This window comes from Hyphomicrobiaceae bacterium, from assembly GCA_041397645.1.
In the GTDB taxonomy this organism is placed as follows: Bacteria; Pseudomonadota; Alphaproteobacteria; order Rhizobiales; family Hyphomicrobiaceae; genus Hyphomicrobium_B.
The window spans coordinates 1,890,810-1,910,883 of record JAWKWE010000004.1 but is presented as its reverse complement, the minus strand read 5'-3'; the positions used below and the strand labels follow the sequence as shown (position 1 = coordinate 1,910,883).

Genomic DNA, 20,074 nt, shown 5'->3' with positions numbered 1-20,074 from the left:
GCTTTTCTCTGTAACGGCGATAGTCGCTTGAGGCCGGCGCGCCTTTGGCCCAGCGATCAGATTGCACGGCCCGCGGCGTGGGCCAGGAACAGGTAGACGCGGCCGGAGTCGGAGACAAGGTGCGTATGAGCCATGCGCCCGGAAGGATCGCGCGCGTCGGCGTCTTTGATGATGCTCTCAAAGTCCGAAAGATAGCGCTGAACCGTCTGCGCGAGATCATTATCCGCTTTGATGCGACGTGAGATCTCATCAAATACGATCCGCGTCTCAGGCGTGTAGATCGAGCGCACCATGATGTTGCGCTGACCGGAGCGGAAGCGGTTCCAGATTGCGGAGGCCGTTGCCGCGTCGATGGCGTGCGAGATCAAGCCGACATCGAGCTGGAACGGTTGAGGGCTTGCGGCAGGCACATCTTCCTCGTGCGAAGCTCGTGCCAACAGATCGCCCAGTGACCAGCCTTCGCGATCGGTTCGCGATTGGGAAGCCCGCCCACGTGAGTTTGGCTCCGGTGTTGGGGCAGGTGCCGGCGGCGGTGGAGACGAGGGCGGCGGTGTGCTCGGGCTTGCCAGCTGGCGGCTTGCCGGAATGGGCGGCGTCGGCGCGGTGGCGGCGGGCTGAGGTGGCATCACGTCGCGCATGGCGCTCGTGCGGGTAGAAAGCTGGTTGAGCTGGTCGAGTGCTTTGAGCTGATCCTGCAGGGCGCGGCGCATCGCTTCCGCGGTTTCGCGGGTGGTATTAGGCAGGCGCGCGGCTTCCTCGCGAATACGTGTCTGTTCGGCTGCGAGCTGTGCAGCCGCCTCGGCGGCCTTAGTGCGCGCTTCTTCCGATGCGTTTGCGAGCCGAGAAGACAGCGTGGCGAACTCTCGCGTCATTTCACCCGAAGCGTCGCTGAAGCGGTTCTTCAGATCGTTCAAGGTGCGGTCGCTTTCGCTGCTGGTGAGCGTCTTGACCCGTTCCAGCTCCGCGAGCAGCTCGCGCGAGCGGCTTTCGGTGTCCTGTTTCAGCTCCTGAGAGATTGCGCGCGCGCGGCTCTCCATCGATTCGAGCGAGCCTTCGAGGCTGTCGGAATAGGTGTTGAAGACTTTGCCGATTTCGTCGGCCTTCCCCGACAAGCGGTCCAGCGAACGAGAGATTTCCTTGTGGCGCGTCTGAAGCGTGGCGTCGATCTTGAAGTTTGCAGCTTCCAGAGCGTTGGCCGCTTTGAGGATGGTCTGGCCCTGGTTCTCGAACCTATTCGTGACGCCGTGGATTTGGCCGAGCAGATTCTCCGAGACGGACTTCAGCATATCGGACTGGCTGGCCAGTCCTTCGATGGCTTTCAGCGACTGACGTGTGATGTTTTCGCTGGTGCGACGCACCGAGTTGATGCCGTTCATGACGGACTCGTCAAGATCCATCGCCTGGCGGGAGATCGTCTCGCGGAACGAGTTGGCATGGCTCTCCAGCGCGCTTGTCAGTCGTGCCGCCTTCTCGGACACCGCGTGATCGATGTCGGAGGTCGACTTCTGGATCTGCTCATCGAATAGCGCCAGCCGCTTCTGGAAGGCGTCGTCGAGCGACTTGGTACGCTCGACGAGCTGCACGTCCAGTGCCTGCGCGCGGTTTGCCAGCGTCGTATCCAGCGCTTTGGCATATTCCTCAAAAACCGTTTGCAGATTTTCGGTGCGGTTGCCGAGCGTGGTGTCGAGCGTTTGCATGTAGCTGTCGAACGCAACGCGCATTTGCTCGGTACGCGAGCCAAGGGCGCTGGAGAAGGCCGTCGTGTAATCCTCAAGCACGGTCTGGAGTTGCTGCGTGCGCGTGCCGAGCGCGTTTTCAAATCTTCCCGTGGAGGAGGCTAGCGACGTTTCGAGCGCAGACAGGTTGTCACCGGCGCCTTTGATTATCCCAGCCAGCGTCACTTGTTGAGTGGAGAGCTTTTCGATCAGCGTCGGGATTTCCGTGCCAAGCGAGCGCAGCGTCTCGGTGACACTGGTGGACGTATTTAGCAGCGCGTGGCGCTCGCCCGTCAATTCTTGAATAAGCCCGCGGATGCGACGCTCGTTTTGCTCGTAGGAGCGTTCAAGATCGGCGACCTGATTGTGTACAAGCGCTTCCAGTTCACCAGCGCGGCCGAGAGCGCGGCTGACAGCATCGTTCATGAACGAGACTTGGCGGCGGACGGCTTGGCCGAGGCTGGCGATCGACTGCTCGGCGTTGCGGTCAGGCTCTGCGAGCCGGATCGCAACTTCGGTCATGGTAGAAGAGCGCAGTGCCAGCGAGGCAACGTGCCAATTGAGAAGCGCCAGCAGCCAGACGATGGCGATCGGCACCAGAATGGCCGCCGCGATCGTAAAGGTCGTGGGGCTGAGAAGGATGGAAGTGGAGCTTGCGCCCTCCATCCACTGCGGGGCGAGCGTGTAGGCTCCGAAGATTCCCCCAAGGACGGCCCACGCGGCGCTGGCGATACCGGCGGTGCGGAACACCTTGGTCGAAGGCTTCTGCTCCAGGGCATAGATCAGACCACCGATGCTCGGCACGTCGTCGTTAGCGGCGATCTTGCTGCGCACGGGTCCGGCGGGTCTACGGCGGGCGACGCGACGGGGCGGCGGCTCGCTGAGATCGTTTGCTGCGCCGGCGGTGGATTTGCCCGTGAGCGGCGGCGGCGTGGCAGGGCCGAGGCTTGGAGGCGTGTCGGTGTTGACGTCCGCGTCGGCTTCGTCCGCTGTGGTGGACAAGGCGTCGTCACTCCGGCCGGCCTCACTCCGGCCGGTCACGGCCATGAGTTTGGCCATAGGATCCTGCGGCAATGCCATTACACGACGTCCCCCGAAACGCATTCACACCCCCGAGCCCCCATCAGGTCTCGAGGTCTAACCCTTGTCCCGTTCCCGAGCCAAAGATTAGGCCAATTATCCTCCCCGCTCCAAGCAGAAATCTCCATATCTCCCCCGGCAGTCCACCGCCGTGGAGAACGCGATAAGACTAGGTGATGCAACCAGATTTTCCCCGGGTTGCGTGTTGAAGATTTCGCCCGGCATTCCGGCAAAAAAAAGGGAGCCATTGCTGGCGCAAGTGTAGCGGCAAGCATTGCCGAAGTGTTGCTGCAAACAGAAGAATGCAACATGTTGGATTTACAGCCATTTAGCTCTGACATGAGATGATCTCGGTCAGCCGGGCCGCTTTCCGATCAGGACTTGAGTGCGCGATCGGGTGGCCAAGTGTTGGACTCTGGGGGCGCAATTTAATGACCGCGACGGCATTCCACGAAGAGCAGAAGCGTTATGGAAAGGCCGAAGCCGCCCCTTCGACACCGGTCGATTTGAAGCACCTACGGCGATACACGCTGGGCGATTCGGGGTTGGAAAAAGAAGTGCTGGAATTGTTTCTGGCGCAGCTTCCCGCCACCATTGCTGCGCTGGGTGCTGCGCGCACGGAGAAGGACTGGAAGGTCGCCGCTCATACCCTGAAAGGCTCTGGACGCGCCGTCGGCGCCTGGCGGATAGCACGGATCGCCGAGCAGGCTGAGCACTCGCTTGGGGTCTCCAATCCGGCGAAGGTCGAGGAGACGGTGGGTCTTCTTACGGCTGCGGCTAAAGAGGCGGAAGACTTCATTGCCGCGACCTACGGCTGAGGCGCGGTTTCTGCACCTCGGAGTCCCGATCTTGCCCTTTAACCGTCCCTGCAACCGTCCGTGCGGCGGATGGCTCGCAACCCCAACGCCCGGCTTGAAATCGCGGTCTGTGACGACTAATCCTGCCCCCGCGCGTGGTCCGCACCCCGGCATCTGTTTCGGCATATTTGCAGGTGGGCGAGGGAACACGAACCAAGTGGGATTTGCGACCCCGTGCGCGGCGTCGAGATGGATCTCGAATTAACCAACAATGGAGCGGCGAGCGCCTCATGGCCAAGATCACCTTCATCCAGCCCGACGGGCAGGCGCAGACAGTGGAAGCGGAAGCTGGGCTCACCGTGATGGAAGCGGCCAAGATGAACAACGTGCCAGGCATCGAAGCCGAGTGCGGCGGCGCATGTGCGTGCGCGACCTGCCACGTCTACGTTGATGAGAGCTGGCGCGAGAAGACGGGCAAGCCCTCGGAGATGGAAGAGGACATGCTCGATTTCGCGTTCGACGTGCGCGAGGAGAGCCGTTTGAGCTGCCAAATTCGAGTCAGCGACGACCTCGATGGTCTGATTTTGCGCGTACCGGAAAAGCAATTCTGAACCACCCAAGTTTACTGCAAGCTGACGGAGACGACAGGCGATGAGCCCGCAAGAACCAGCCGCGCCGGCGGCCGTCGAAACGATTGAAACCGATTGCGTGATCATCGGCGCGGGACCCTGCGGTCTGTTTGCGGTGTTCGAACTTGGTCTGCTCGACATCAAGGCCCATGTGATCGACATCCTGGATCGCCCGGGAGGTCAATGCGCGGAACTCTACCCTGAGAAACCGATCTACGACGTGCCTGCGCTGCCGATCGTAACCGGCCAGGAGCTTACCGAACGGCTCATGGAACAAATCAAACCGTTCGGCCCAGAATTTCACTACTCCGAGCGCGTTGACGCGCTGAGCAAGATGGAGGACGGCCGCTTCAGTCTCATAACCGACGCAGGCACGCAGTTCATCACCAAGGTGGTCGTGATCGCTGCCGGCGGTGGTTCATTCACACCCAAGCGTCCTCCGCTGGATGGCATCGAGAGCTACGAAGGCACAGGTGTGTTTTACGCCGTGCGCAAGATGGACAGCCTGCGCGGCCGCGACGTGGTGATCGTCGGTGGCGGCGATAGCGCGCTCGACTGGACGCTGAACCTTCAGCCGATCGCCAACAGTTTGACGTTGATCCATCGACGCGACGATTTCCGCGCTGCGCCACATTCGGTGGAGAAGATGCGTGCGCTGGTTGCCGAGGGCAAAGTCCGTTTGATGATCGGCCAAGTTACCAAGCTCAATGGCGACGGTACCAACCTCGACAGTGTCGTGGTGAAGACCGCGAGCGGTGAGGAGGCCGTGGCCTGCAACGCCATGCTGCCGTTCTTCGGATTGACGATGAAGCTGGGCCCGGTCGCCGATTGGGGGCTCAACCTGAATGAGAACCTCATCACCGTTGACACCGAGAAATTCGAGACCAGCGAGCCCGGCATCTTCGCCGTCGGCGACATCAATTGGTATCCGGGCAAGCTGAAGCTGATTCTATCGGGCTTCCATGAGGCGGCACTGATGGCGCAGGCAGCGCAGCGTATTGTCTACCCAGGAAAGAAGGTGCTGTTCCAGTACACCACCTCATCTTCCAGCCTACAGAAAAAGCTCGGCGTGAAATAAACGTTGAACGCGCCCTTTTGGCCGCACAGGCGGTTCTTTCCTGTGGACGGGACGCGTGCGGATTTTTGTGTCTCTGCAACCTCTTGTAACGTGTGCGCCGGTCCCGTGGGTTCGCGCGGGACTGCCAATTCAAGTTGCAGGGATGAAGCGCTCATGAGCACGTGCCGCTGCTGCGGTCAGGAGATCGCCTCCACCGTCAATGTCGCGTCTGGCGTCAATACGATCGTCCAAGTCGATGAAGCGTTGCTGGCGCTATGCAACGCAGCCTATGAAGACGCGCGAGCGCGCGGCGGCGGGCAAGTCGAGATTGCGCATCTCGTTTGGGTGATGACGCAAGCGCGCGCGTGGCACGAAAGCCTGGAGGCGCTGGGCTGCTCGATCTGGTCGTTGCGTGAGGTGCTGGAGACCGAGCTTGCGAACACGGGCGGCGCGGCGGGCGGTTCGCCACGCACGTCCGATCAGCTCAAGCTGTTGCTTGCGCGCGCTGCTGCCTACGCGGCGCGGAGCGGGCGGTCTTATGCCGGAGCGCAAGATGTAATTGCTGTGATGATGCAGGACGGAGACGATCTCGCGTTGCGAACGTTCCTCCATCGCGCGAGGCTTTTGTCACCACAGAACGTTTACCCCCACAGTGACAACGACAGCACGTCGTTTCAGACGGCCTCCCACGACGCGGTGGGCTATGCCCCCGCTTTCACAGTTGCCGACCTAGCGCGTTCTGTTCAGGAGGCATGGCCAGGTCGCACGTTCGAGTTTGCTGAAGCGCAGTCGGTATCGCGTGGCACGTTGGACACGTCCGCCCGATTGCAATGGGGCGATACATTGGCGGCGCCTGCCTTCACTGGACATGATTTCACCGGATATGCCTTCAACGGATCGGAGTACGGGGAAAGCTCTAAGTACAGCCCCGACCCTTCAGGCCGTCTCGCTGGTGATCGCACAGGGCACGTTGGCACGCGACAGCCAGGAGAGTGGACGCGGGAGGGCGAGCGTCCAGCAATCGACTCCGATGGCCGCACGAAAACTCGCAGCGATGGGTCGGAGCGCGACCGTACACAGAGAGACTTGGCGGAGCGAAACCAGGCAGAGCGCGAGCGCGCGTTGCGCGAGTGGATGGCGCGCGAAGATGCCGATCGGGCTGCACGGGAAAGATCGGAACGTGAACGCACCACGCGCGATGCGGAAGCGATGCGCACGTTGACGCTGCGGCTTGAAAAGCAGGACCGGCTTTTGGAGCAACTCGTCGCGTCGTTTGGCGCGTTCACCCGCGCCAGCGAAGAACGCGCCCGAGCCCAGGAACGCGAGGCCGCATCCGCGCGCTCACGCGAGACAAATTCGAGCAGCGACGACACGGAAAGTGCACGTCAGCGCCGGTTGTCCCGTGCACATTCTCGTTGGAGGCGTCGTCGGTCGTGGCGCAGCCTGCGCTCATGGCGAAAACGAAACCGCGACGGATCCAGCCCATGGCCGCGGCGTTGGAAAGCTGGCGAGCGCGAGCGCGGTCTAGAACGCGACTATGAGCGAAACCGCGAACCCCGAATGGCGCACGACGCGGTGTCAGGAACAGGAACCGGACAAGAGCGCGTGAGCGCACTGCACCAACCGCGGGTTCATACGGCAACCGTTTATCCCTACGCCAACCGGGAGCCGTTGCGGGCATTTCAGGCTGCTGCAAACGCCGATCAAGAGGTCGATGCCGAGCCCGATCAGAAAGCAGAAGAGGCCGACACAGATGACCGGCCCGTGGCGGAGCGCGAAAAGCGCTTCTATCTCGCCTTGGACGATGAGATCGAAAAGGCGCCTTCAATAGGTCCGCGCACCGCGGCCTATCTGTCGCGCGCGGGGATTTACAAGGTCCGCGATCTGTTTTCCTGCAATCCAGAGCAAGCTGCCGCAAAGATCGGCGTGCGTTACATCACGGCGCAACGTCTCGCGTTGTGGCAGGCGCAGTCGCGTCTGGTATGCACGGTGCCTTGGCTGCGCGGGACCCATGCGCAGCTTCTGGCAGGTGCCGGGTTCGATACGCTTGAGAAGATTGAAGGTGCAGACAAGTCCGCGGTTTGCGCCGCCATCCTGCAATTTGCGCAAACGCGCGACGGCCAGAGTGTGTTGCGCTCCGGCAATCCTCCCGACATCGAGCGGGTAGGTCGTTGGGTGGAAGCGGCAAGCCTTGCAGAACCTGAACGCGCTGCGGCCTGAACTGCTGGATGCGCGTTTGTTGGGTTGGGGCCTGTGTGGCCAACTAGGGGAGAAGGCTGTTCAACCGCTTGCGCAGCGATTTGGGCACCGAGGCGAGGGTGGACTTGATCTGTCCGCGAAGCCTGTTGAGATAAATCTCAACGTAGGCGCTGCCTTTGAGCGATAAAGCTTGCGACCAGTCATTGGTCCCAATGGTGCTGTCGGCCCATTCGAGCTTGTAGGCATCGCCCGGCGCTAATAGATCGAAGGTCGCGATGTCCTCATCGAAAGCGTCGCTGATGCAATGCTCCATCAGCAACCCGCCTACGCCCGCTTTTTCGTATGCGAGATTGAAGACGATCATGTGAACTGCAAGGCGGCCCTTACAGGCGAACGAAACGTCGAGCGCAGCGATGTCATCGTTCGACGTCAGCCTGGAGACCACGCAACCGGTCGGATGGGAGGCGGATTCGGCCACATCAGCAAAGAAACCGCGCAGTCGCTTGTCGGCGAGTGCTTGCGAGAACAGTCCACGGCTTGCAAGCCAAGCGGTCTTCATATCGATTGCGCGCTCAGCCATCGTGCGCGCTTCGCCACCGCCGTGAATACGCGCGAAGCGAACGTTGCCTTGTTCTTCCAGGCGACGCATGAATCGGCGGCGGTTGCGACGCGCCTTCGAAGTGTAGCGTTGCTCATAAGCCGCGAAGTTCTCAGCCGAAGCGAGATCCAGATAGGGCGCCGTTTGCGGATTTGATGCCGACGCGCCGATGACGCGCAGAAGCGGAGCAACGCGCGCGTCCTCGCGCACCCGGCGAAGGCGCATCACGTCGGCGTGGGCGTGTTTGCGCAGATAGTTCCAGGCGTCCTTTAGAGCGGGCAGGGTATCGGGAATGTCGTCGATCAGCACGTCGCCATATTGGCTTACCGGTTCGCCCATCCAGAAGATCTGCGCGATGCCGCGTACCCGCTCGCGTACCAGCGGCCACACCATTACGAGTTTGCCGTCGCGGTGGCCTGCTAGAACGCAAAGATTTATGCCGCCCGGAGCGCCCGACAGGTAGTGATTGGCCCAATGCCAGTTCCAATTGAAGGTTTGGAAGACCTGGGCGGACGTGGCTGCGCGCGCAAACAGCGCGTTCCATTCATCTTCCAGCGCATCGAATGCGTTTCGCGACGTGATGAGGGTAAATTCAATTGGTGCGGCGGGAGCAAATATGTCGGCGCTACCGGGCGGTGCGGTCCGCTCGTGTGCGCTGTTGTCCTTCAGGGAGGCCGTGGAGAGGCGCGCCGAAGCGGTGCTTGCCGTGGCAGTTGCGAGGGACATGGGTGAAGCGGAAGCTTTGAAGCTGCGATAAACGCAACATTAGCTCTGTCGCCCTATCGAGATGTTACTGAGCGCGAAAACCTCATGCGGCGTAGTTAGCGAGCGGTTACGCGTCGTCTCAGATGTGAGCGATTTCGAGGAACGCCAGCGCCAGGCTAGCGAGCCCAAGAACCAATACTGCGAAGCGCCCTCGGCGTGCCGGCGCTGAGGTGCCCCACACGAGGGCGGAGAGCAATCCGGCTGCGAGCATCAGGTTGATCGGGATGAGACCGGCGGGTCCGATGCCGCCGCGAGCCTGAGGCGTCAACATTGTGACGGCCGTGCCGATTGCAATGCCCGCGAGCAGACATCCTACAAGGCGTGGCCAAAAGCGCTGACTGTCGCGATGAAGCCCCAAGACACGCAACGTGGTGAGGGGCAGAATTGCGAGAACCAGTCCGAGCGCGCCTTTAAACGCAACTTCGAACCAGATCAGCTGCTCCATGACAACGAGGGTTCCATTCCAGTGCTGGGGGAGAGAAGGTGCGCGACGCAAGTCGCTAGTGCTGAATTGTCGGGTTTGCCTGCATCTTCTTTGCGTACTCGCTATCGCCGCTGCCCGTATCTCCGAGAGATCCGAACAGCCCTTCGTCCTTAATCACGGCTTGGGGCGGGGCGTAATCGCCTGCGAGATGGCGTGTTAGCGCCGCCTTGATCTGAGCGACTTTCTCTTCGCTGCAATAGCCCTCGCCTTGCGTCGCCACCGCTTTGGTGACGCCGTTGAAGGCGGTGTCGTAGATCTTGGCGATCTGGTCAACGTTGGTAGGACTGGTGACGGCCTCGGCGGCAAGGAACTGAGTGCGCAGTTTGACCGGGTCGAAGTTATATCCGCACTTGATGGCGCGGGCCGAGGTGCTGCCCACTTGCAGAGCGCGTGACGTCGGATCGTCTTGAGCCGGCTTGCCGGGCGAGAGAGCGCTCGTCGACATTCCAGGAATGCTTGCGCCGCACCCGCCAAGAGAGGCTAGGACCATAGCAAGGCCACCGGCCGCGACAATTCTCTTGATCATGGCTTCCATTTCCCCCGAGCCTTTTCTTAGCCTGGCATCCCCTTGAGCCTTGCATCGCTTCAAGACTGGTGCGCCCCCGCACTCATCCCGGCATTAGCCCGCAATTGCTCTGCCCTTGGAAAGGGAGAATTGACCCGCGTGCGCGCGCAGGTCAACGCCTTTCCCGCCCATTTCCACGCCAAGCGCCGCTTTTTGGGGCACGAATCAGCGCATCAGCTCTCGCGTGGCCGCTTCCAGGCCCTCCAGAGTGAGCGGATACATACGATCGGAGAATAACCTGCGTATGAGGCCGATGGATTGAGTCCAGCTCCAATAGGTCTCCGGCACCGGGTTGAGCCAGACGGCGTGCTTGTAGATGTCCGTCACTCGTTGGAGCCATAGAGCGCCGGGCTCTTCGTTCATGTGTTCGACCGAACCGCCAGGCACGGTAATCTCGTATGGGCTCATGGACGCATCGCCGACGAAGATCACTTTGTAGTCGGCCGGATAAGTGTTGAGCACCTGCCATGTCGGCGTCTTGTTGCTCCACCGGCGGGCGTTGTCTTTCCACACACCCTCGTAAAGGCAGTTGTGGAAGTAGAAGTATTCAAGATGTTTGAACTCGGTGCGCGCCGCAGAGAACAGTTCCTCCACGTCCTTGATGTGGTCGTCCATCGAGCCGCCGATGTCGAAGAACATCAGCAGCTTTACCGCGTTGTGGCGCTCTGGCCTGAGGTGCAGGTCGAGATAGCCCTTTTCCGCCGTGCCGCGGATCGTTGAATTGAGGTCGAGTTCGCTAGGCGCACCGGTCCGTGCGAACTGGCGGAGCCGGCGCAGCGCGACCTTGATGTTGCGAATACCGATTTCGGCGTTGCCCGAAAGGTCCTTGAACTCGCGCTTGTCCCAAACCTTGATGGCGCGCCTGTGCCGGCTCTCCTTTTGTCCGATGCGCACGCCAGCTGGATTGTATCCATAAGCGCCGTAGGGTGACGTGCCGCCGGTTCCAATCCACTTGTTGCCGCCTGCGTGCCGTTCCTTTTGTTCGGCGAGCCGCTTTTGCAGCTCTTCCATGATCTTTTCCCAGCCGCCCAACTCTTGGATTTTCTTCTTGTCCTCGTCGGACAGATGAAGAGCGGAAACGAGACGCAGCCACTCTTCGGGAATCTCGGCTGTTCCGGCATCGGCCATCAAGTCCAGTCCCTTGAAGACGTGACCGAAGACCTGATCGAAACGATCGAGGTTGCGCTCATCCTTCACTAGGGTTGCGCGTGCCAGATAATAGAAGTCCTCCACACGCTGAGCTGCGACGCCAGCTTCGACGGCTTCGAGCAGCGTGAGGTATTCCTTCAGCGTCACCGGCAGCTTGGCGGCTCTGAGCTCATGGAAGAAGGTTACGAACATGGCGGACAGATTAGGGTGTCGCGGCGACCGGGGGAAGGGCGCGAGGAGGCTACGGCTTGCCGCATGTGCGCAGCGTGAGTGAGCAAAAGGGAAAAAAATGGCCGCCTCGGGGGAGAGGCGGCCTGCTTGGGGACGGGAAGTTTTTGTAGGGAACGTCTCTTAGTTAGAAGTTGATCAGCGCGCCGACGCCGACCCACTGGAAGTCGTCGGCGGCGATGGTGGTGCCCCCGTCTATAAGGTTGTCGGCGCTAGCGTGACGGTACTTCACCCAGATCGACATAGCGGCGGCGTCGATCTCCTGAACCGCGCCAAGACCCCAAACGTGCATATCCGATCCGGTGTTGGCGCCGTCGTTATTCGTCAGATATTCGCCATAGAACACCGTATGTCCGAGCGCTGAAAAGCGCTGCCGCAGACCGCCCTTGAAGTACCAAGTCGTGGAGGCGTCGAAGCCCGGTTCATCGGAGTCGAAGTTACCCCAGTTGGCGAGGCCGAATAGGCCGGTGCCGATGTGCTGAATGTAGAGCCCGGCCTGGATGTATTTGGTGGTGTCGATGCCGTTGGAGCCCTGAACACCTAAGTCATCGCTCTCTGAGTAGGCGCCGACAGCCGCTATGCGGAAGCCAGCAAGTTCACCGGCGTAGCGCGCCGCGACATCCCAGAAGTCATCCTCGCCCCAAGAGGCGGAGGCAGAGAACCCGGCGAAAGTGGGCGTGTCGTAGCGCACCGCATTGAGCGGGACGCCGTTGCAGTCGCCCCAGGTGCAGCCGCCAGCCTGGCCCCAGGTGATGTTGGAGAGCAAGCCAGTCGTCGCGTTGCGGACGAAAAAGCCGTTGGCATCGAAGGCGACCCAGTTGGCCGGAACGAGAGAACCGGAGCCGTCGACGAGCATGGCCGCGTTATCAGACGCCTGTGAGAGCTTGCCGACCGACAGCTTGCCGAGCGTCTCGCTCTTGATGAACCAATAGGATTGATAGACCTGCACCGGTCCAAAGCCCGCGGTGCCGTTGTCGGTGTTTTGGTTAAGGGTCAGGCCGTCGGCGCTCATGGCCTCGATCTGGAGGACATAGCCTGCGGACCAGCCGGGCGAGAAGTTGGCTTGTCCCGAGAAGCGGACGTTGCTGCCCAGCGTCGAGCCGATGTCGTGCACGTAGACGTTGCTTTCGGCGCCGTCATCCCACCAAGTCACCTGCTGGTTGACCCAGCCTGAGATGGTCAGGGAAACCTTACGGTTGCCTTTCCGCGCCGCGGTGGCTTCGAGTTCGGCGATGCGCTCTTCAAGGTCTGCGCAGCAGTCTCCGCCAAAGTCAGCGGCTGTAGCGCCGGACGAGAGACCCCCCGCCAGCAGTCCTGCGACCGCCAGCGCACTCAAATGCAACTTCCACATTCACTCAAACTCCGCGTCACTAAGACTGAAATCCGTTTCCGGAGCGGCTGGTTACGCGCCGCTTGGGTCCGGGACGGTACTCCCCTCTTGAGTTCCCTTTCGCTGTCTTAGGGTCGGCTTTCCGGGGGGATTGCCGGCCGTTTCGTCGGGATCCGGATGGCCTCCCGAATCGTCCAACGAGGCATCAATCTAGCGAAAGGTCGGCGGGTGCGAAACTAAAGCCAGATGCCATCCGCAGCATTGCAACTGTCGCGTGACGCAAAAACTACGACCGATTGTGGATAAAATTGTTGAACAATATAAGTATGTTGAGATGATTTCTCACGAAACGGAAGATTGGTTATCCACAATCTGGTGTTTTAGGCCTTTTCAGTGTGCCTCTGGATTGCGCGGTTTGCTCTGAATAAAACGTCGCGAGGCGAACGCCAGCAGCACTATCACGAGCGCCGTAGAATGGGTCACCAAAACCATAGAGGGCCGCGACTGGAACGTCGCCAGAACGAATTTCTCGTAGAAGGCATAGTGGAACCGAGTGGCCTGCCCATACGTTAGGCGATATTGCTCGTGCATAGCGTCGAGCAGAGTATAAGCTGAGACCAAGGCATTCCCGTTGATCCATTCGAACGCTGCGATTCCGGCTCCCGCGAGAGCCTTGGCCACGGTGCTGAGGGACTCGACGGCGTGGTCGTACAGGAAGAGCAGCGCAAAAATGGCGATGTGCACCGATACGAAGAATTGCCACAGGAAGTCGATTTGGCTGCGCACATCCATGATGGCCTGGATGAGCGCCTCTTCCGACGGACCGCCCACGGGATACTCCTGACACTAGTTATGCAAACCCTCGCGGGGCCCACCTATAGCGCACCCTGAAGACTTCTCCATCACGCCCCCGCGTCTTTTTGGCAGACCTCTAGCGGAGGCGACTTGCGTGCAACACCTTAGAGCCATGAGAAAAAACGCCACATTCGTTTGTTATGCACTGCAGCATGGGGTGATGCTATTAGAGGACCTGCACCAAAAGGATCAGGTTTCCGGCAACCGCCAATGTCGGTGAAGGTGGCAGCAGACGACATGCATGAACTGGGGACGGACCGGCGCGCGGTCCTGGCTTCGGCGCTCGGATGGGCGGCGGCAATGGGTGTGGTGCGCGAACTTGCCCAATTTGGCGCGACGTTCGTCGGCGAGGCGCGCGCCGATGAGCCTGCTGCGGGCACGCCAGCTGAGCCGCCGGCCAAGAAGCCTTTTTCGGCCGATGAGATCAAAGAGCTGGCCCGCAAGCTCGCTGCCAGCGACTATTCGCTGACATCGGTCGAGCTGCCTGAGCCGTTTAACAAGCTTTCCTACGACCAATACCGCGATATCCGGTTTAAGCCCGACCAGGCTATCTGGCGGGGACAGAAACTTGACACGGAGATCCAGCTTTTCCCGCTTGGCTGGCTCTATGACGTTCCTGTCGAAATTTGGGTCGTCGAAAACGGCGAGGCGCGCCAGCTGACCGCCGACAATCATCTGTTCACGCTTGGCCCGCTTGTGGGTAAGGCGGCGCCCGACAATGCGCCCTTCGGCTTTTCCGGGTTCCGTATCCACGGGCCGATCAATCGCGCCGACTATCTTGATGAGTACGTCGTCTTTCAGGGCGCGAGCTATTTGCGCGCCGTTGGACGCGGAGAAAACTATGGCGCCTCTGCACGCGGCCTTGCGATCAACACGGCCCGAGCGGGCGGCGAGGAGTTTCCGTACTTCCGCGGCTTTTGGATTGAGAAGCCGACACCCGGCCAACCCGGCATCGTGGTTCACGCGCTTCTCGACAGCCCGTCTGTTGCTGGTGCCTATCGTTTCATTATTCAGCCGGGCGAATCCACCATCATGGACGTTGACGTGACGCTGTTTACGCGAAAGGGCATTCCCCACATCGGGTACGCACCGCTCACGAGCATGTACCTTTTCAGCCCGGCCAATCTCCGGCGGTTCAACGATTTCCGTCCTGCCGTGCACGACAGCGACGGCCTAGCAGTCCTCAATGGTGGCGGCGAGCGTCTGTGGCGTCCCCTCATAAATCACAAGACACTTCAGATCAGCGCGTTCGTGGACAAGGATCCCAAAGGCTTCGGACTGGCGCAGCGCAAGCGCAACTTTCACGGATACGAAGATCTGGAGGCGCACTATGAGCATCGGCCCACGGTTTGGGTGGAGCCGAAGGGTGCCTGGGGCGAAGGCGTCATTGAGCTGATCGAAATTCCCGTGGACGTCGAGATCCACGACAACATCGTCGTCTTCTGGAAGCCCGCGAAGGGGCTGGAAGGAAAGACGCAGTACGATTTTTCTTACCGGCTCAATTGGGGTGAGGCGGTGCCAGCCGCGTGGAGCGGAGCCTGGGTTGACGCCACCCGCGTCGGAAAGGCCAAAGAAGCTGATAAGACACTGTTTGTCATAGATTTTACGGGTCCGGCCGTAAAAGATTTGCGGGACATGCCGGTTTGCGATCTGACCAACAGCACCGGGCAGGTTGCGAACGTCGTTGTGCAGAAGAATCCGGAAGTATCAGGCGTTCGGGTCAGTTTTGAATTGAACCCGGACGGGGCTGAACTCGTTGAGTTGAGGTGCGCATTGAAGGCGGGGGATCAGTGGATCTCGGAAAGCTGGATGTACCGATGGACGAAGCCGTAAACGAGAACTTCAAAGGATCGCTCCCCGTCAGAGAGGCTCACGACGTGGGGTTCGCTAATTTGCCGGAGCCTGCACCACTGCTCATGCCAGAGCAGGACTTCTCGCAAACCATCGCGCGTGCGGCCGAGCCGCGACGGCGGGGTTATTGGGTTCCCAGGTCGGCGATCTTCGTCGGCGCTGGCGTGCTCACGGCTGCGTTTGCATCAGAGCTATTCTCCATTCTGGCCTTCGGTCAGATGACACCGCTTCAGTTCGTGTTCCTGGTTTTGTCGACAATCGCCTTCGGCTGGATCGCGTTGGGTTCTCTCAGTGCAGCGCTCGGTTTTCTGCCATTGTTTGCCGGAGAGGATGCAGCCACAATCACCCCGCGCAAGACATCTCGTCCGCTGGTGACGCGGACCGCGTTGCTCTTTCCGGTCTATCACGAAGATCCATCTCGGATCGCGGGCACGATCGAAGCGATGGCGTCCGCCCTTGATCGTCTTGCGCCCCAAGGCGCGTTCGATATTTTCGTGCTGTCCGATACGCGCGGGCCTGAGGATGGCGCGCGCGAGGACGTTGCGTATAGTCGGCTGAAATCGGCGATTGAGGATAAGATCAACTTCTACTATCGACGCCGGCGCGACAATACCCATCGCAAGGCAGGCAACATCGCCGATTGGATCGAGCGTTTTGGCGCTGCTTACGATCACTTCGTGATCTTGGATGCCGACAGCGTCATGTCGGCGGAAACGTTGATTGCGCTTGCCGGAGCCATGGAGGACGAGCAGAGAGCTGGCTTGATCCAGACCGTACCTCGTCTCGTGGGCGGCCGCACGCTTCTCCAGCATCTTACGCAATTCGCATCGTCTGTGTACGGCCCCTCGGTAGCCTCGGGCATTGCATTCTGGCATCGCGACCAGGGCAACTACTGGGGTCACAACGCCATCATCCGTACCGTGGCTTTTGCGTCCTCAGCGGGACTGCCTGAGCTTTCCGGGCGAAAGCCGTTTGGCGGGCATATTCTGTCTCACGACTTCGTGGAGGCGGTTCTTCTCCAGCGTGCGGGCTGGGGTGTACATATGATGCCCACCATCGAAGGCTCGTATGAAGGTCAGCCGCCCAACATCGTGGATGTGGTCGTGCGTGACAGACGCTGGGCACAAGGCAATCTTCAGCATCTTGCTATTGTCGGTCAGGCTGGCCTCACCCCTATGGGCCGTGTGCATCTGGGTATGGGGGCTGCCTCTTACCTGATCTCCGGCATTTGGGCGTTGTCACTGGTTGTCGGCATGGTGCTCGCGCTGCAGGGCGGCCAGTTCATCCCGAGCTATTTCGAAGACTCAAAGACGCTGTTTCCAATTTGGCCAGTGATTGATCCGGGTGCTGCATTGCGGCTTTTCATGGCGACCCTTGCCGTGGTGTTTCTGCCGAAGCTGCTCGGCCTGTTGCTGGAGTTGAAGCGTGCGCGCATTCAAGGCAGCCCCATGCATGCCCTGCGGAGCACGGTTGGTGTGTTCTACGAAACCATCTATTCGATGTTGATTGCACCGATCCTCATGATCACGCAGACAGTCGGAGCCATCCAAATTTTCGCCGGACTCGATTCCGGTTGGAAGGCGCAGAAGCGTGACGATGGGGCTCTCAGCTTTTCTGACGCGATGAAATTTGCGCGCCTGCACACGCTTATTGGTGCGCTCGTTGCCGCCATCGCGTGGAAGGTTTCGCCCGGCCTGCTAGTTTGGATGGCACCCGTCGTGGCCGGTCTTCTCCTCGCGGGCCCGGTGAGCTGGTTGACGGCACGTCCCGTGGGCGCCTTTTCACGCTGGGCGCTGGCGACGCGCGAAGAAATTGCGCCGCCTCAGATCATCGTCGATGTGGAGAAGGCAGCTGATGTCTGGCGTCAGCGATTGATGCCAGCCAACGATACCGAAGCGCTGTCTGCCGCAGCAGCGGCCTGATCGCTTGTGATCATTTCCGGGCAAACGCGCTCGCGCTACTGCGTGGGGGCGTTTGTCGTTAGGCCGGAGCGCAGCGAGCGCATGAGTTCGGAAAAGATCTCGCGCACCCGCACAGGTTCGGCATCGAGGAAGGGTGCGGGCCGTGTCACTTCGATAGCCGCTACGCCGAGGCGTGCTGTCAGCGCACCGTTGAACGCGCCTTCGCCCAATCGCCGCGACAAACGCCGCAGAGCGTCCTGACCTAGAAATTGTCCCAACAGGTCGTCCGTCATTGCAAGTCCGCCGGTGGCGATGATGTGGGTCACCACCATGCGTCCCAGCCTTAGTGCGCCCATCAGACCCGGCCGGCCGCCGTAAAGGGTCGCAAGCGCGCGGAACATGCGCACGTTCTCGACCATCACGTAGCCCATGGCGATCCAAGCCATCGGCGAAAGCGCGGTCACGGTTGCCACACGCTTTGAGGCTCGAAGCACGACGCGCCGGGCCTCCTCATCGATGGGAGCGAGTAGTTCGCGATCTGCCAGACGCAACAAATCGCCAGGGGCGTGCACGTCGCCTGCATGTTCCTTCAATCGCGCCAACCCCCACTTGAGATCGGGGCGACCTGAATAATGGCGCGCGAGTTCCCTCACTGTTGCGCGTTCGCGGGCCATGTCGCCGGAGTCCTGAACCTGGCGGATCGCTTTGCGCATTCGCTCCAGCCGCGCTAACCGGCGCAAGCCCCACAGTTCCTTCAGCACGATGACCACGGCCGAAAATGCGGCCAGGCTCATCAGGCCGAAGGCCATCCAGCCGATCCAGTCTTGGCGTTCTAGTGCAACCGTGACGAAGCGGGTGAACCACAACCCTGCGGCCAGCGATGCAAGGGCCGCCATCGCTGACAGCATGATGCTGCCCCAGCGGATGCCGCGCGCTAGATCGCTGCGCGTCAAGCCGCGGGGCACGACGACTGGGGCGCGTCGTGAAGTTATGTCGGCGTCTGCGGGCAACACTTCTTCGTGCGCATCAGCGACGGCAGGATCGTCGATGCGGAACGCGCGCGGGGCACGCGGCTTGTCGTGCGCGGGGCCATCGGCGTTCGTCATGCGAGATCCTCCGCAAGCAGGAAATCGAGCGCGCGGTCGAGACGGATGTGGGGGAGGGCTGGCGTTGCGACGTCAGTTCCTGGGGATTTTATGCGCGGCGGCTCAAAGCGCACCAGCTGGAAAGAGGCCGCGTTCGCCATGCGCGCCGCATCGAGCGCGGCACGCGGATCGGCGGGCAAGTCTCCTGGAAAGATCGCGGCTTCGTCGATGCCGTTGTAAACGTGATCGCCAATGCGCTCACCCGCCAACGGGATCCCTTTCAGGCATGGCAGCGACTGCGATCCGCTTTTGACGGTGGTCTCGCGTGTCGCGCGCAAGGCCGAAAGCGCGAGCGAATTTGTGCCAGCGCCTTCGGTGTCAGCACGGCTGGTAGCTTCTTCGACGATCAGTTTCAACAACGCGGCAAGGCGGTCGTGGCTGGAAGCTGGCAGATGGTCTGCTTTGGTTGCAGCAAACAGCACCTTCTCGATACGTCGCCCCATGATCATCGACAGCCAACTGTTCACGCCGGGACGAAACGCCTTTAACACGCCTTCCATGGCGCGGTCGAGATCACGCACGGCGTCGGCGCCCTGGCTAAGCGCGCCAAGGACATCGACGAGGACAATCTGGCGGTCGATGCGCGAGAAGTGATCGTTGAAGAACGGGCGCACTACCTCCGCCTTGTAACTCTCGTAGCGCCGCATCATCATCGCCGCCAGTGAGCCCCGCGGGGGCGCGCTTTGCATGGTAAGAGGCATCGGAAAGAATGTTAGCAGCGGCGAGCCGTCGAGGTCTCCCGGCATAAGGAAACGTCCCGGAGCGAGCGTCGATTGTGTCTCTTTTTCCCGGCAGGCTCGTAGGTAGGCTGTAAACAGCTGCGCGCCGTGAAGGGCGATGGCCTCGTCGGCCACGCCCGCGGGATCGGTTCCGGCCAGAAAATCGAGTAAGGGCTTGGCGCGCTCGGCACGGCGTGGATCGCGCGCCAGCGCAAGCGCCTCTTGGGAAAACTCAGCATAGCTTTGGGTTAGAAGCGGCAGGTCGATGAGCCATTCGCCAGGGTAGTCCACGATATCGAGGTGGAGTTTCGAGACGCCCAGCAATCGTTTCAGCATAGAGCCTGACAGATACTCGATGGTGACGCGCAACTCCGAGACGCGGCGGGTGCTGTCCGGCCAGCGCGGGGGAACGGCTTCCAGATGCGCCATATGAGCCTCGTAGTCGAAGCGCGGTACGGCGTCATCGGGCTGCGGCTCCAGATAGGCGCGTACTATCCTTCCTTCCGCGTCTGGCGTGAAAAAGGGCAGACGCCCACCCGCCGTCAGATTGCGCACCAGCGCGGTGATGAAGACTGTTTTGCCCGAGCGCGAAAGGCCGGTCACGCCGAGGCGAACCGATGGTGTCAGGTAGTCCGCGATGAGTGTACGTGCGTCCTGCAACAGATCGGGCAGCTGGGAGGTTGAGAGCGAGGGGTTCAAGGATGCGAGCCAATAAGCAAAAGGGGAACCGTAGGGTCCCCCTTAAGTGGCGTATGTCGAGGGTGACGGCAAGGTTGCCGCAGGAGCGGTTCTTCAAGAGCCGCGTCCCGTTGATGGCGCAACCGGCCACCTTGCGTTCAGGTAACAAAAACGACCAAGATACCGGCGGCGATGACGGTAATACCCATCAGAACTATTACGCCGCTTCTAACAAATTCAGGCATGACCCACTCCTGGAGTCGATGTGTAGCGACCCGTCGGGCCACCAGAGGCATCAGGAATTGAAGGTACATTACACCTGCGGCGTT

At 60.8% G+C, this 20,074-nt stretch carries 15 protein-coding genes; 6 read left to right on the top strand and 9 right to left on the bottom strand.

What is annotated here, in order from left to right; translation table 11 throughout:
- Positions 1-56: 56 nt before the first annotated feature.
- Positions 57-2,795 carry a hypothetical protein gene (locus tag R3D51_08850; protein ID MEZ5899586.1) on the bottom strand — a complete coding sequence of 913 codons (2,739 nt, stop codon included), beginning with the start codon at positions 2,793-2,795 and terminating at the stop codon, positions 57-59.
- A gap of 431 nt (positions 2,796-3,226) precedes the next feature.
- Between R3D51_08850 and R3D51_08845 the strand changes: the two genes are divergently transcribed.
- The 4 genes from R3D51_08845 (at position 3,227) to R3D51_08830 (ending at position 7,498) form a co-directional block, all read left to right on the top strand.
- Positions 3,227-3,613 (top strand): Hpt domain-containing protein, encoded by a 387-nt coding sequence (locus tag R3D51_08845; GenBank protein MEZ5899585.1) that lies wholly within the window; start codon positions 3,227-3,229, stop codon positions 3,611-3,613.
- A gap of 269 nt (positions 3,614-3,882) precedes the next feature.
- Positions 3,883-4,203, top strand: coding sequence for a 2Fe-2S iron-sulfur cluster-binding protein (locus tag R3D51_08840; protein MEZ5899584.1), 321 nt, complete (start codon positions 3,883-3,885; stop codon positions 4,201-4,203).
- Between the two features lie 40 nt (positions 4,204-4,243).
- Positions 4,244-5,299, top strand: coding sequence for an NAD(P)/FAD-dependent oxidoreductase (locus R3D51_08835; GenBank protein MEZ5899583.1), 1,056 nt, complete (start codon positions 4,244-4,246; stop codon positions 5,297-5,299).
- A gap of 153 nt (positions 5,300-5,452) precedes the next feature.
- A complete protein-coding gene (locus R3D51_08830; protein ID MEZ5899582.1) occupies positions 5,453-7,498 on the top strand; it encodes a DUF4332 domain-containing protein in 2,046 nt (681 codons plus the stop codon).
- 43 nt (positions 7,499-7,541) lie between these two features.
- On the opposite strand, the gene R3D51_08825 is transcribed toward R3D51_08830, so the two are convergent.
- The 6 genes from R3D51_08825 to R3D51_08800 all read right to left on the bottom strand — a co-directional run bounded on the left by R3D51_08825 (position 7,542) and on the right by R3D51_08800 (position 13,427).
- A complete protein-coding gene (locus tag R3D51_08825; protein ID MEZ5899581.1) occupies positions 7,542-8,801 on the bottom strand; it encodes a GNAT family N-acetyltransferase in 1,260 nt (419 codons plus the stop codon).
- A 118-nt stretch (positions 8,802-8,919) separates the two neighbouring features.
- The gene (locus R3D51_08820) at positions 8,920-9,285 is read right to left on the bottom strand and encodes an ABC transporter permease (GenBank protein MEZ5899580.1); all 366 of its coding nucleotides are present in this window, start codon (positions 9,283-9,285) and stop codon (positions 8,920-8,922) included.
- Positions 9,286-9,340: 55 nt separating this feature from the next.
- A complete protein-coding gene (locus tag R3D51_08815) occupies positions 9,341-9,850 on the bottom strand; it encodes a hypothetical protein (protein MEZ5899579.1) in 510 nt (169 codons plus the stop codon).
- Between the two features lie 204 nt (positions 9,851-10,054).
- Positions 10,055-11,230 (bottom strand): VWA domain-containing protein, encoded by a 1,176-nt coding sequence (locus tag R3D51_08810; GenBank protein MEZ5899578.1) that lies wholly within the window; start codon positions 11,228-11,230, stop codon positions 10,055-10,057.
- 163 nt (positions 11,231-11,393) lie between these two features.
- Entirely contained in the window at positions 11,394-12,617 is a 1,224-nt protein-coding gene (locus R3D51_08805) for a porin (GenBank protein MEZ5899577.1), read from the bottom strand.
- Positions 12,618-12,986: 369 nt separating this feature from the next.
- Positions 12,987-13,427, bottom strand: coding sequence for a hypothetical protein (locus R3D51_08800; GenBank protein MEZ5899576.1), 441 nt, complete (start codon positions 13,425-13,427; stop codon positions 12,987-12,989).
- 234 nt (positions 13,428-13,661) lie between these two features.
- Between R3D51_08800 and R3D51_08795 the strand changes: the two genes are divergently transcribed.
- Both R3D51_08795 and mdoH read left to right on the top strand, forming a co-directional pair.
- Positions 13,662-15,284, top strand: a complete 1,623-nt coding sequence (locus R3D51_08795; protein MEZ5899575.1) for a glucan biosynthesis protein G — start codon at positions 13,662-13,664, stop codon at positions 15,282-15,284.
- Positions 15,269-17,224, top strand: coding sequence for a glucans biosynthesis glucosyltransferase MdoH (mdoH, locus tag R3D51_08790; protein MEZ5899574.1), 1,956 nt, complete (start codon positions 15,269-15,271; stop codon positions 17,222-17,224). Before R3D51_08795 ends, mdoH begins: the two co-directional genes overlap by 16 nt.
- Positions 17,225-17,259: 35 nt before the next feature.
- Here the strand turns inward: mdoH and R3D51_08785 are convergent, their stop codons facing one another.
- Positions 17,260-18,309, bottom strand: coding sequence for a TIGR01620 family protein (locus tag R3D51_08785; GenBank protein MEZ5899573.1), 1,050 nt, complete (start codon positions 18,307-18,309; stop codon positions 17,260-17,262).
- On the bottom strand, positions 18,306-19,766 hold the full coding sequence (locus R3D51_08780; protein ID MEZ5899572.1) for a YcjX family protein: 1,461 nt from the start codon (positions 19,764-19,766) through the stop codon (positions 18,306-18,308). Before R3D51_08780 ends, R3D51_08785 begins: the two co-directional genes overlap by 4 nt.
- Positions 19,767-20,074: the final 308 nt, after the last annotated feature.

Excerpts from the sequence above, each read along its gene's own strand:
- R3D51_08850 (MEZ5899586.1), bottom strand. The coding sequence starts at position 2,795 with ATGGCATTGCCGCAGGATCCTATGGCCAAACTCATGGCCGTGACCGGC.
- R3D51_08845 (MEZ5899585.1), top strand. The coding sequence starts at position 3,227 with ATGACCGCGACGGCATTCCACGAAGAGCAGAAGCGTTATGGAAAGGCC.
- R3D51_08840 (MEZ5899584.1), top strand. The coding sequence starts at position 3,883 with ATGGCCAAGATCACCTTCATCCAGCCCGACGGGCAGGCGCAGACAGTG.
- R3D51_08835 (MEZ5899583.1), top strand. The coding sequence starts at position 4,244 with ATGAGCCCGCAAGAACCAGCCGCGCCGGCGGCCGTCGAAACGATTGAA.
- R3D51_08830 (MEZ5899582.1), top strand. The coding sequence starts at position 5,453 with ATGAGCACGTGCCGCTGCTGCGGTCAGGAGATCGCCTCCACCGTCAAT.
- R3D51_08825 (MEZ5899581.1), bottom strand. The coding sequence starts at position 8,801 with ATGTCCCTCGCAACTGCCACGGCAAGCACCGCTTCGGCGCGCCTCTCC.
- R3D51_08820 (MEZ5899580.1), bottom strand. The coding sequence starts at position 9,285 with ATGGAGCAGCTGATCTGGTTCGAAGTTGCGTTTAAAGGCGCGCTCGGA.
- R3D51_08815 (MEZ5899579.1), bottom strand. The coding sequence starts at position 9,850 with ATGATCAAGAGAATTGTCGCGGCCGGTGGCCTTGCTATGGTCCTAGCC.
- R3D51_08810 (MEZ5899578.1), bottom strand. The coding sequence starts at position 11,230 with ATGTTCGTAACCTTCTTCCATGAGCTCAGAGCCGCCAAGCTGCCGGTG.
- R3D51_08805 (MEZ5899577.1), bottom strand. The coding sequence starts at position 12,617 with ATGTGGAAGTTGCATTTGAGTGCGCTGGCGGTCGCAGGACTGCTGGCG.
- R3D51_08795 (MEZ5899575.1), top strand. The coding sequence starts at position 13,662 with ATGTCGGTGAAGGTGGCAGCAGACGACATGCATGAACTGGGGACGGAC.
- mdoH (MEZ5899574.1), top strand. The coding sequence starts at position 15,269 with ATGGACGAAGCCGTAAACGAGAACTTCAAAGGATCGCTCCCCGTCAGA.
- R3D51_08785 (MEZ5899573.1), bottom strand. The coding sequence starts at position 18,309 with ATGACGAACGCCGATGGCCCCGCGCACGACAAGCCGCGTGCCCCGCGC.